Annotated in this window: 14 protein-coding genes; all 14 read right to left on the bottom strand. The window is 41.1% G+C overall.

Annotation, left to right across the window (positions count from 1 at the left end; all coding sequences use genetic code 11):
* Positions 1 to 5: 5 nt before the first annotated feature.
* The 14 genes from nusB to AC6I5B_RS07935 all read right to left on the bottom strand — a co-directional run bounded on the left by nusB (position 6) and on the right by AC6I5B_RS07935 (position 12,252).
* Complete coding sequence (gene nusB, locus AC6I5B_RS08000) at positions 6 to 404, bottom strand: transcription antitermination factor NusB (RefSeq protein ID WP_004613854.1); 399 nt, start codon at positions 402 to 404, stop codon at positions 6 to 8.
* Between the two features lie 135 nt (positions 405 to 539).
* Positions 540 to 917, bottom strand: coding sequence for an Asp23/Gls24 family envelope stress response protein (locus tag AC6I5B_RS07995; protein ID WP_004613855.1), 378 nt, complete (start codon positions 915 to 917; stop codon positions 540 to 542).
* Between the two features lie 106 nt (positions 918 to 1,023).
* Positions 1,024 to 2,613 (bottom strand): peptide chain release factor 3, encoded by a 1,590-nt coding sequence (locus tag AC6I5B_RS07990; RefSeq protein WP_004613856.1) that lies wholly within the window; start codon positions 2,611 to 2,613, stop codon positions 1,024 to 1,026.
* A 77-nt stretch (positions 2,614 to 2,690) separates the two neighbouring features.
* Positions 2,691 to 3,362, bottom strand: a complete 672-nt coding sequence (locus AC6I5B_RS07985) for a SpoIIIAH-like family protein (protein ID WP_004613857.1) — start codon at positions 3,360 to 3,362, stop codon at positions 2,691 to 2,693.
* Positions 3,363 to 3,375: 13 nt separating this feature from the next.
* On the bottom strand, positions 3,376 to 3,933 hold the full coding sequence (locus AC6I5B_RS07980) for a SpoIIIAG-related protein (RefSeq protein ID WP_004613858.1): 558 nt from the start codon (positions 3,931 to 3,933) through the stop codon (positions 3,376 to 3,378).
* Positions 3,923 to 4,252: a stage III sporulation protein AF gene (locus tag AC6I5B_RS07975; protein ID WP_004613859.1), complete on the bottom strand. Its 330-nt coding sequence runs from the start codon at positions 4,250 to 4,252 to the stop codon at positions 3,923 to 3,925. The genes AC6I5B_RS07980 and AC6I5B_RS07975 overlap by 11 nt, the downstream gene beginning before the upstream one ends.
* 10 nt (positions 4,253 to 4,262) lie before the next feature.
* On the bottom strand, positions 4,263 to 5,438 hold the full coding sequence (locus AC6I5B_RS07970) for a stage III sporulation protein AE (protein WP_173690940.1): 1,176 nt from the start codon (positions 5,436 to 5,438) through the stop codon (positions 4,263 to 4,265).
* Positions 5,435 to 5,821 carry a stage III sporulation protein AD gene (gene spoIIIAD / locus AC6I5B_RS07965; protein WP_004613861.1) on the bottom strand — a complete coding sequence of 129 codons (387 nt, stop codon included), beginning with the start codon at positions 5,819 to 5,821 and terminating at the stop codon, positions 5,435 to 5,437. The genes AC6I5B_RS07970 and spoIIIAD overlap by 4 nt, the downstream gene beginning before the upstream one ends.
* A gap of 11 nt (positions 5,822 to 5,832) precedes the next feature.
* Positions 5,833 to 6,027: a stage III sporulation protein AC gene (spoIIIAC, locus tag AC6I5B_RS07960; protein WP_022250933.1), complete on the bottom strand. Its 195-nt coding sequence runs from the start codon at positions 6,025 to 6,027 to the stop codon at positions 5,833 to 5,835.
* 12 nt (positions 6,028 to 6,039) lie between these two features.
* Positions 6,040 to 6,558, bottom strand: a complete 519-nt coding sequence (locus tag AC6I5B_RS07955; protein ID WP_227038921.1) for a stage III sporulation protein AB — start codon at positions 6,556 to 6,558, stop codon at positions 6,040 to 6,042.
* 20 nt (positions 6,559 to 6,578) lie between these two features.
* Positions 6,579 to 7,532 (bottom strand): stage III sporulation protein AA, encoded by a 954-nt coding sequence (gene spoIIIAA / locus AC6I5B_RS07950; protein WP_022250931.1) that lies wholly within the window; start codon positions 7,530 to 7,532, stop codon positions 6,579 to 6,581.
* Positions 7,533 to 7,624: 92 nt separating this feature from the next.
* Positions 7,625 to 9,715, bottom strand: coding sequence for a polyribonucleotide nucleotidyltransferase (locus AC6I5B_RS07945; protein ID WP_071144264.1), 2,091 nt, complete (start codon positions 9,713 to 9,715; stop codon positions 7,625 to 7,627).
* A 208-nt stretch (positions 9,716 to 9,923) separates the two neighbouring features.
* Positions 9,924 to 11,360 carry a pyruvate kinase gene (pyk, locus tag AC6I5B_RS07940; protein ID WP_118208356.1) on the bottom strand — a complete coding sequence of 479 codons (1,437 nt, stop codon included), beginning with the start codon at positions 11,358 to 11,360 and terminating at the stop codon, positions 9,924 to 9,926.
* A 25-nt stretch (positions 11,361 to 11,385) separates the two neighbouring features.
* Positions 11,386 to 12,252 carry a rhomboid family intramembrane serine protease gene (locus AC6I5B_RS07935; RefSeq protein WP_004613867.1) on the bottom strand — a complete coding sequence of 289 codons (867 nt, stop codon included), beginning with the start codon at positions 12,250 to 12,252 and terminating at the stop codon, positions 11,386 to 11,388.
* Positions 12,253 to 12,429: the final 177 nt, after the last annotated feature.

Below are 12,429 nucleotides of genomic sequence, written 5' to 3'. Positions count from 1 at the left end.
TCACCTTATTCCGCCAGCTTTGCCAGCACACCATTGACAAACGAAGGACCTTCATCACTGCTGTATTTCTTCGCGAGTTCTACCGCCTCATTGATTGCCACACCGGTCGGAACTTCCTCATCCCATTTCATCTCATAAACCGCAAGTCTTAAAATTGTCAGATCTACCCGATTCATACGAGATGTCTTCCAGCCTGTTGTATACTCATTCAAAAGTCCATCAATCTCTTCTTTTTTGTCGACAACAGCTTTATATTTATTCAAAATATAAGTCTTATCCTGTTCGTCAGTCTCGCCAAGCAATTCAAAGTAGAGGTCTTCTTGTTCTTTCATCTCTTCTTCGCTGTTAAATTCTATACGGAATAACATTCTAAAAATATGTTCTCTAAGTTCTGATCTATTCATTTTTCTACCTCTTTATTCTTTGGATTTTTCTATTTTTTTGCATTATTGATTATTATACTACATGTGATTCCCTCTTGGCAACCAAAAAGAGTGGAGCTAAAACTCCACTCTGATTCCCATTCTGTCTTCACAGATCTAGTTTTCCATGTCCACTCCAGCTACACGAATATTCACATCTGCAACTGTCAAACCTGTCATATTCTCAATCGAAGCTTTTACTTTCTCCTGTACCTTGGCAGAAACATCCATGATGCTGTAGCCATACTTCAAATTCAGCGCCAGCGCAACTGTCACTACACCTTCAAGCACATCTACTTTCACACCTTTGGATAAAGATTTCATTCCAAGCTTGCTGATCAGTTCTCTCGTTGCATTCCCTGCCATCGAAGCGACACCTTCCACTTCCATAGCTGCAAGCCCTGCAATGATTGCAACAACCTCATCTGCAATCTGTACTTCTCCAAGATTATCATCTGCCTTTATTGTATAACTATTTCTTTCGTCTTTTCCCATGATTCAAAACCTCCTAGTCTGGATTGCCGTCTCTTGCCAAGAGATGGAATTATCTCCTGTTATTATAACAAATTTATATCCGTTTGCAAATAGGGAAATTTGTAAACTATTTTCCGAACTCAGATAACTCCAGCCCTTCGTTGCGCTCCAGTGTCATACGTATGCTCCAGCTGTTCACAAACAATAAAAGCGGTCTGTCTTTTAAGTCCTTAATCTTCTTCATATCAGAAGTACCCACAATTTTATCTAAGTCAATTTCTTTATTCTCGATCCAGCGGATATGTTCATATGGCAGCGTATCCATTCGAATCTCCACATTGTATTCATTTTCCAAACGGTATTTTAACACATCAAATTGCAGGACACCTACCACACCTACTATAATTTCCTCCATACCGGTATTATATTCCTGAAAAATTTGGATTGCACCTTCCTGTGCGATCTGATTGATTCCCTTGATGAACTGCTTACGTTTCATCGTATCCACCTGGCGAACTCTGGCAAAGTGCTCCGGTGCAAAAGTCGGAATTCCTTCGTATGCAAATTTCTCAGGAGAATTGGTAAGCGTATCTCCAATTGAAAAAATTCCCGGGTCGAACACACCAATGATATCTCCACCGTATGCTTTTTCGATCATTTTTCTTTCACTTGCCATCATCTGCTGTGGCTGAGAAAGTCTCACTTTTTTCCCACCCTGAATATGAAACACATCCATTCCAGCTTCGAATTCTCCGGAACATATTCTCATAAACGCGATTCTGTCACGGTGAGCCTTATTCATATTTGCCTGAATCTTAAATACAAATGCGGAAAATTCCTTTTCTGTCATAGGATCAATAACTCCTTTATCCGAGATTCTCGGAAGGGGAGAGCTTGTCATCTGAAGAAAATGCTGAAGAAATGTCTCCACACCAAAGTTTGTAAGAGCCGATCCAAAAAATACCGGCGACAATTCTCCTTTGCTCACAAGTTCCATATCAAATTCCGCACTTGCACCATCTAACAGTTCCACTTCATCCGTAAGCTGAGCCAGCTGTTCTTCACTGATCATTGTCTCCACCGACGGGTCATCCAATGCGATCTTTTTTACTTCCCCAATAGAAGTTCCTTTTTGCGTATCGGAAAATAACTCTATCTCCCGGTGTTCCCTGTCATATACACCTCTAAATTCTTTTCCGGAACCAATCGGCCAATTGACTGGACATGTCGCAATTCCAAGTTCCTTTTCAATCTCGTCCAACAGATCAAACGTATCTCTTGCCTCACGGTCCATTTTATTGATAAATGTAAAAATCGGAATATGACGCATCACACATACTTTGAACAATTTTCTCGTCTGCGCCTCCACACCTTTCGATGCATCAATAACCATGACGGCAGAATCTGCCGCCATCAATGTACGATAAGTATCTTCCGAGAAATCCTGATGTCCCGGCGTATCCAAAATATTGATGCAATATCCATCATAGTTGAATTGGAGCACGGAGGAAGTGACCGAGATACCTCTTTCTTTTTCAATCTCCATCCAGTCCGACACCGCATGCTTGGCAGTCGCTTTTCCTTTCACTGAACCTGCCTGATTGATTGCACCACCATATAATAAAAACTTTTCCGTCAACGTTGTCTTTCCTGCATCGGGATGCGATATGATCGCAAATGTTCTTCTTTTCTTTATCTCATCTGTAATTCCTGACATAATAATCTCCTGTTTTTTATTATTCTATACATACTTATTTAGTCTATCACAAGTAATATCTCTCTGCAAACAAAAATCTATTCATTCTCAGAATTTTTCTCTGTCTCTTTTTGCGCACTGTCTTTACTGTATATCGGTGTGATGACAATATTTTCCGGAGCGATTTCTGCTTTTCTTGTGATAATGTCCTCAATCTGGGCACGGTTAGCATCTGTCAGTTCCGCACTGTTTACTACCACGTCAGCTGTCTCCGCCGTCAGACTTACCACGGTATCTGAAAACCCTTTCGATGCAAGCATCGTCTCAACCGCAGCCTCTTTTTCCGCAAGTTCCGTCATCGCAATCATCTGGTTGATCGCATCTTGTTTCTGTTCATCTGACAAATTTGTGTTATCTATAATCTCAAGCAAAGTTTCTTTATTTTTTGCACGCACCTGCTCTCTTGTCACCTTCGCTTCCGCAACAACTCCTGTCACATCTCCATTGGTAAGCACTGCTTCTCCCGGCGTTCCTTCCACCGTTCCGTCTGCCACTTCCTGATCCTGACTTTCAATATCACCGGCAGTTTCTTGCGCTCCGTCTTCCGAAGTAATGTCAAGCAGCTCCTGATTTGCAAGTTCACCATTTGTCGCCTCTGCTTTTCCTGACTCGCCAAAAATGCGACCGGAATAGTTCAGGTATCCGGCAACCGCAATCATAATCGCGAGTGTTGTGATAATAATCTGGTTTTTCTTGAATAGACGTTTCAAAATGTAACTCCTCCTAATTTGTTTGATTTCGTTTCATTACTTTAATTTTATGCGTGTCTACATCAAATAATGCTTGGATTGCTTCTGTAATATTTTTTATGACTACTGCATTTCCACCCCCTTCTGCAATGACGACAACCCCTTCCACTTTTGGGTTGACTTCTTTTGTTACATACGGTGTCTGCTCACCTCCGGACGTGCTGTTGTACACTGTCGCCTCACTGTCCTGCGCTTCCTTTGTTTCGCGTTTTCCTCCCTGTTTGTCGCTCTCTGTTACAGTCTGACTGTTTGTCGCCTGATCCTTTTCAATAATTTTTTCCGATGAAGACTGAAACGTCACCATCACCTTTACGTTTCCCACCCCCTCTACTTCCCGCAACACCTCTTCTAGTTTCCTCTCCACCGCTTCTTCGTACTCATCTTCATAACTGTTTTCTGTTCCCGCCTCGACAGGCACATCTTTTGTCTTTGTCTTTTTTACCGGCATTGCAATGACAATCAGAAGAATCCCCACCAAAAGCGTGAGCATCAATTGATTTTTTTTTAGTTTCCATTCAAACTTAGTTTTCAATCTGAATCTCCTCCACCTCGATTTCATCTGTCTCTTCTTTTCCTACATCTTCAAGCGACATTCCCTCCAGATACTTGGTCGCCTCTTCGATTTCCCTGATCTTTTGCTGATATGAGGCATTATGATACAATTCCGAAAATGTCGTCTGCATTCCGATTGCCTTCATGATTGGTTCTGAAAGCATCACGATCAGAATCAATCCGGTAAAAAAACGAATATACTTTTTGTAGCTGTGATTCGGAATAATTTGAATGATGGCTGTAATCAAAATCAGATAAAACGCAATATTCTGCAGCCATTGATAAAAAAACGCAATCAATTTTTCCCTCCTAACCTGCCATAGTGGTCGCTGTCACTACTGCGATTGTCAATAAAAAAAGCACCCCCGTCGTAAATATAATACGAAGCAGCATCTGAGATCCATCTGCGATGCTGCTGATACAGCCTACTATTCTCTTATCCGAAACAGGTTGTATCATTGCGGCAATCAATTTATAGAGCAGGGTCACTACTGCCATCTGTATAATCGGAACCAGACAGATTCCAATACAGACCAATGCTCCTGCAACTCCGATTCCATTCTTAATCAATACTGCGGTCCCTAGCATCACCTCCGTCACCCCTCCGATTGCATCACCTACAACCGGTATCGCCTCCGCGCTTCTTCCCACCACACTTCTTTTCAGTGAGTCAATTGCCGGACTTAAAAGTCCCTGTATAATGTTTACCCCTGTCACTCCCGCAAGCAGTGTCTTTAACGTCCATGCGATCACCGTCTCGCAAAGCTCTGCAAATTTAGAAAGATAGTCTTCCTCCGACAAATTATTCATAACTTTTACCACAATGTAGACTTGTACAAATGGAATCAAAAAATTCAAAATAACAAGCTCAACCAGATAAATCAAGAGCAATACCAGGTTGTAAAACAAAATGGAAGTGCTGCTTCCTGCCGCAAAAGCGACCGCCAGAAAGTAGACAGGTCCAAGCACTTTCATAAACCCGATCAGGCGCTCCAGATTCTCACTTGCCGACACGATCAAAATACGAAACGAATTAAGCCCGATTGTGATCAAAAGCAGATATAATACGTAAAAGCTGATTTCTGATATCTGTTTATTCTGAAATACATTGGAAAAATTAGTAAATACTGCCGCCACAATCACAATCAGGAGAATGTGTACCATTCCCGCTTTGCTGCTCTTCCATTCGTAAAAAAATTGATCCGATATCATTTCACCAATCACTTGCAGCGAAGGTTCAGTCTGTCCACTTAACATCTTTTTTATCAAATCTTGGAAGTCTGTTTTCTTCTCCGGGAAAATATCATCCAGCAAATCTTCAATCTCTGAGAATTCAAATTCTTTCCAAATTGTTTCCTCCGCCTCTTTCTGAAGTTCAGCTTGCTCGTCCTTGTCTCGGATTTCTGTCGCATAGACCGTTCGCGGAGAAAAAAAGCAACCCAAAATCACTATAAAAATACAGAGTATTATTCCTTTCCCTCTCATGACAAAAATTCCTGTATCGTCTGAAGCAGGGCAAGTAAAACAGGAAGACTCATGACCAGAATGGTCAGTTTTCCAAAAATCTCAATCTGAGAAGCAATTGTCTGATATCCGGTATCCCGACAGATCCCCGAAGCAAATTCTGCGATATAAGTAACACCGAGCATCTTGATCAAGGTTGCAATATAAGAGGTATCCATGTTAATGTGCCCACTAATCTGCCTTATGGTATTAATAATCTCTTCCAATCGTCCGACAATGCTCAAAAAAATAAAAACACTGATTGCCACACTCATATAAATTCCATATTCTGTTTTTCCATTTTTGAATTGGACTGCAAGAAGCGCACCCATCACTCCAAGAACCCCGGCTTGTACAATACTCATTAAAAACACCCCTATAATGAAAACAGTCTCTTGATCGATTCAAATAGTTCATAAATATAAGGAACAATCCAAAACAGCACGAGTAAAAGTCCTGCAAAGCTTGTCAAAAATGCCTGTTCTTCTCTCCCACTATGTTTTAATACCTGACTCAGAACCGAGACTAATATTCCCACAGCAGCAATTTTAAAAATTAAATTTACACTCATCTTCGCCTCCACTTATATCAGAATAATTACAAGGAAAATTCCCCCCATCACACCAAGACAGTTACATAGTCGCTTTTTCATAACCAGTTCCTCTCTCGTCTTTTGAATTACGAACGAAAGCTGTTCCAAATACAAATCAATTGTCCCCAGCTGCATCTGCTCATCTAAATACCCCATCTGCATTCCGATTGCTTTCAGTTCTTCCTTATCCTTGTTTTTTAACTGCGACTTTATCAGACAACGGTCAATTGACTCTGTCCACAACTCAAAGAAGGTAGCTCCTGCTTTTTCTTCTATCTGCTTTGCCAAATAGAGCAGCCATTCGCCTTGCGCTCCTTCCATGCGCCTTCCAATGTGAGAAAACGCTTCCGAAAAAGGGGCTTTCGTATATTGGATTTCTCTTTTCAGCATCCAAAACAACTGCTTTAGCAGTTCCAGTTCTCTCAAATACTTTTGTAGCTCAAGTCCTTTTGTCACTCCGATTCCTCCACTTGCCAGAATGATCAAGATTGCTCCAATAATTTTTTGCACAAAGCCTCCTCCTTCTAAGCTCACGCTTCTCGATAAATTAAATCTCCGTTTTCATCATAGACCGCCTCAATCCCTCCAAGTCTGTATCGGTTGCTTAAGATGACATAGCGCTCAAATCTTTTTTCCCTGATCAATTTTTCAAAAATAGGTTTTTTGCAAATTTCTTCCATAGAATCCCCATGTGCTGTCGCCAACATTTTGCACCCACAGTGCATTGCATACTCAATCGCATGCACATCTTCCTTCGCACCGATTTCGTCTACAGCCACCACCTGTGGCGCCATTGAACGAATCAGCATGATCATACCATCCGCTTTCGGACACCTGTCTAAAATATCCGTCCTCATCCCAAGATTATTCTGTATGACTCCAAGATAACAGCCGCCAAGCTCCGAACGCTCATCTACCACTCCGACTGTACAGCCTTTAATCCAACGGTTTCCATCAGAAATCTGCCGTATCACATCTCTTAGCAGTGTTGTCTTACCACATCTTGGCGGTGATATAATCAATGTATGATACATCTGTTTATTATATGTAATATAGGGAAATATCTTGTTTGCGCAGTCCAAAACCTCATGTGATACTCGAATATTAATCGAAGAAATATACTTCATGTTCTTTATTTTTCCCCCTTCCATAATTACCTGTCCCGCCATTCCCACTCTGTGTCCTCCTTCAATCGTGATAAATCCCTGTTTTAATTCATGCTCATACGCATAAAGTGAATAATTACTGATATGCTCTATCGTCTCTTTCATTTCCTGTTTCCCGAGCCTTTTTTTCTCGGAATACATCGTCGGTAAAATCAGTTCCTCATTTTGATACAGCACAGTCACAGGCTGTCCTATCCTCAAACGTATCTCCTGTAGTTCTGAAAAGTCCATTCTTTCCTGCTCAATAATCTTTTGTACCGATTCCGAAAGCACTCGTATAATCTGCTTTTTTTGATTCTTTTTTTTCATATCCTCCATTCATCTCACCTCTTTAGACAGTATATGAACAAGTTCCAAAATTAGTACAAAAAAAGAGCTTTCATCACTGAAAACTCTTTTTAACTTTTATTCTATTCTTCTACAACGTCTTTCATGCTGAAGCTGATTCTTCCCATCTTATCTTTTCCAAGACAAACCACTTTTACTTTGTCTCCCAGTGTGAGAACATCTTCCACATGTTTGATTCTTTCTTTAGAAATTTTAGAAATATGAACCATTCCTTCTTTTCCCGGTGCAAATTCGATAAATGCGCCAAACTCTTTGATGCTTACAACTTTTCCTTCAAATACCTGTCCAGCCTCAAAATCTGTCACAATCGTTGCAATCATCTTCATCGCCTCGTCCATCTTCTGTGCGTCAACACCACATACAGATACCGAACCTTCATCTGTGATATCAATCTTCACACCTGTCTGCTCAATAATTGCATTGATTGTCTTACCACGCTGTCCGACAACATCACCAATCTTTGCAGGATCAATCTGCATCTGACGGATCTTCGGTGCATACGGTCCAACTTCCGGTCTTGGCTGTTCAATTGTCTTTGCCATTACCTCATCTAAGATATAAGTTCTTGCCTGTTTTGTGCGAGCAATCGCCTCTTCAATAATCGGTCTTGTCAAACCATGAATCTTGATATCCATCTGAATTGCTGTGATACCTTTGTGTGTACCTGCAACCTTAAAGTCCATATCCCCAAAGAAATCTTCTAATCCCTGAATATCTGTAAGCACAAGATAATCATCGTCTGTATCACCTGTTACAAGACCTGCTGAGATACCCGCAACAGCTGATTTGATCGGTACACCTGCCGCCATCAGTGACATACTAGATGCGCAGATACTTGCCTGTGAAGTAGAACCATTTGACTCAAATGTCTCAGAAACAGTACGGATTGCATATGGAAATTCTTCTTCTGTCGGAAGTACCGGCACAAGTGCTCTTTCCGCAAGTGCTCCATGCCCGATCTCACGGCGTCCCGGTCCTCTTGATGGTTTTGTCTCTCCAACTGAGTATGACGGGAAGTTATAGTGGTGCATATATCTTTTTGAAGTCTCTGCCTCATCCAGCCCATCAATTCTCTGAGCCTCTGACAAAGGTGCCAGTGTTGTGATTGTACAAATCTGTGTCTGTCCACGTGTAAACATAGCAGAACCATGTACTCTCGGAATGATATCTGTCTCAGCAGCAAGCGGTCTGATCTGATCGATTGCTCTTCCGTCCGGACGTTTGTGATCTTTTAAGATCATCTTACGAACTGTTTTCTTCTGGTACTGATACAATGCTTCTCCCAAAATTTCAAGCCATTCTTCATTTTCTGCAAATGCTTCTTCTAATTTTTCTCTAATTACACGAAGATTCTCTTCTCTTACTTGTTTTTCATCAGTAAACACTGCAACTTCCATCTCTTCTGGAGTTACAATCTCTTTCATAGCCGCAAACAGCTCTTCCGGTACTGCACAGCTTGTATAAGCATGTTTTTCTTTCCCACATTCCGCAACGATCGTATCGATGAATTTAATCACTTCCTGATTCACTTCATGAGCTGCAAAAATAGCTTCGATCATCTTCGCTTCCGGAACCTCATTTGCTCCTGCCTCAATCATGATTACTTTGTCTCTTGTGGAAGCAACTGTAAGCTGCATATCTGATACTGCTCTCTGAGCGGCATTCGGATTAAATACAAACTCTCCGTCAATCATACCAACCTGTGTAGTGGAAGTCGGTCCGTCAAACGGAATATCCGAAATTGCTGTTGCGATTGCAGATCCTAACATCGCCGTCAGTTCCGGACTGCAATCTGGATCAACAGATAATACCAGGTTGTTCAACGTCACATCATTTCTGTAATCTTTCGGGAACAACGGTCTCATCGGCCTGTCGATGACACGCGAAGTAAGGATTGCATTCTCAGAGGCTTTTCCTTCTCTTTTGTTAAATCCTCCCGGAATCTTTCCTACCGCATATAATTTTTCCTCATATTCAACACTGAGTGGGAAGAAGTCAATTCCTTCTCTCGGTTTTTCTGAAGCTGTCGCTGTTGATAATACAACCGTCTCCCCATAGTGCATCAGTGCTGCACCATTTGCCTGAGCAGCAACTCTTCCCACATCTACACGAAGTGTTCTGCCAGCTAATTCCATCTCAAATTTTTTAAACATATTCTTCTCCTTTTTCTTTACACATTGAACGGGTTTTTCCGAAACTACTGAAAAATATACTTTTTTGTTTTGATAAATATCCTTTTCAGTGGTCTCGGCTAATCTACCCTGTCCGTAATCTGTAATATTGTATCATATAGACAGGGCAAATGTCAATCAGGGACAGGTGTTCTAAAAAACTCCTGTCCCTGTAATACGATCACTTATTCTACTCTACAACGGCAATACGCATCATATTGCTTATTCCCTCTTTTGCCATTCCTTCGCTTCTTGCCGGAATTCCTGCTGTCAATACAACGATGTCTCCCGGTTCCACAATTTGTTTTGCACTTACAAGATTAATAGCCTCTTCACAAATATCTTCTGTCGTCTCCAACTGAATTGATTTGATTGGATATACGCCTCTGTAAAGCTGCATTTTGCGAAGCGTCAGCGCACTTGGGCTCACTCCGATAATAGGTGCTTTCGGTCTGAATTTTGATACCACTCTGGCTGTTGCACCGGATACCGTCGGTGTGACGATACATTTTGCATTCAGGTTTGCTGCTGTTGCAACAGATGAGTAGCCGATCGCACTGGAAATTCCTTTTTTGCGATGTGCCTGTGCTTTTCCAAGAAGTGTCTCATAATCCAAATGCTCTTCTGTATTCTCGATAATGTGAACCATCATCTGAAGTGCTTCTAAAGGATATTTTCCCTGTGCAGTTTCACCTGAGAGCATCACCGCATCTGTTCCATCATATACCGCATTGGCAACATCTGTCACCTCAGCTCTTGTCGGTCTTGGATTTCTCATCATAGAATCCAACATCTGTGTCGCTGTAATAACCGGTTTATAGTTACTGTTACATTTTTGGATCAGCATCTTCTGAAGATATGGAACTTCTTCCGCCGGAATCTCCACTCCCAGGTCTCCACGTGCAACCATGATTCCGTCTGCACAGCGGATAATCTCATCAATATTTTTAATTCCTTCTGCATTCTCAATCTTGGCAATAACCGGAAGATGTGGTGCTCCACACTCTTTTAACAATGCTTTGATCTCAAGAACGCCTTCTGCCGAACGCACAAACGACGCCGCAATAAAGTCAACCCCTTGTTCCACACCAAAAATAATATCCTGACGGTCTTTTTCTGTCAGTGCAGGAAGTCTCACCGGTACATTCGGCACATTCACACCTTTTTTCTGTCCCAGTTCACCACCGTTAATTACACGGCAAATAATATCCGTATCCGTAATATTCTTTACTTCCAGCTCAATCAAGCCGTCATCAATCAAAATTTTCTTTCCGATTTCAACATCTTCTACAAGACCTTCATATGTGATGGAAACTCGATTTGCATCGCCTTCCACGTCTTTTGTAGTTAATGTGAATTTTTGTCCCTCTACAAGTGTCACTTTTTTATCATCTTTTATCACACCTGTACGAATCTCCGGTCCTTTTGTATCCAAAAGAATCGCAATTGGTTTTCCAGCTTCTTCACGAATTGCTTTGAGCATATCCATTCTGCTTTTCTGTTCTTCATGATCTCCATGTGAGAAATTGAAACGGGCAATGTCCATTCCATTTTCGACTAATTTTTTCATTAACTCTCTGTCGTTTGTGTTTGGTCCCATGGTACAAATAATTTTTGTCTTCTTCATCTCGTTCTCTCCTGCCTTTTTATTTCTATTTCACATGTTCATGCGTAAACAAATGGTCCTGACAATATTCGTAGTTCCCATTGCATTTTGAACAATAACGAAATTCCAAATTTTCATCATCAAGTTCCGTGCGTCCGCAGACTGCACATTTATGTTTTGCACCACCTTCATAGTGCTGCTCTCTTTTTGCCTCATATACTGCTTTTTTATAAGCCTTTTTCCTACGAACTTCCTTCGGCGAATACCGTTTCATATTTCTTGTCGAAACATAGAAAATCAGGAAATTCAAAATGGATACCACTGCAGCCAATGCATTTGCCTTATAGACAATTCCAAATACGCTTCCTCCATATGCCGGCAAAAATGCCTGCAGAATCGCATATCCAAAATAAGCCGCATCCAGCCACGCCAGATATTTCACCTTAATCGGAATCACCATAAACAACAGGAACTGTTCGTTCGGATACAGCGCAGCAAACGCAAAAAACAGTGACAAATTCAAGTAAAACGTCCCAAGTGGGAAGGATACTCCCGCTATCACATACACGAGAATCGCTGCCAATATGTGGAACAGTGCTCCCGTAAAGAAATACAGATTAAATCGAAAAGCTCCCCATGCGTATTCAAGCTGACGTCCGATCATATAATATAAATACAATGCAAACACCATAAACAACGCACTCGAATTTGGCGGCTGCATCAAAAATGTAACTAACCTCCAGATCTGCCCGTGAAACACCGCTTCTATGTTCAGTGACAAATACTGATAATAGAATTCCGGAGCAACCAAACTCAGTGCAAAGCCAACGGTATACAACGCAATCACATAAAACATCAGATTCTGAATTGCATATCGTCCAAACTTCCGTTCTAACTTGCTAATCCAATTCATAAAAATATAGCTCCTTTATTATTTTTTTTACTTTCTCAACAACTAGTAGTAATTGTATCCTCACTAATTCGGTTTGTCAATCGGGCTATTTATATTTACATAATTTTAACAATTTCTCAACCCTAAAAGCTTAAAATATTCCACATATTTTCAAATTGTGTTTTTCGACATCTTATC

It is taken from the genome of Faecalimonas nexilis (assembly GCF_059731825.1).
This window is presented reverse-complemented; position numbering and strand designations above follow the sequence as displayed.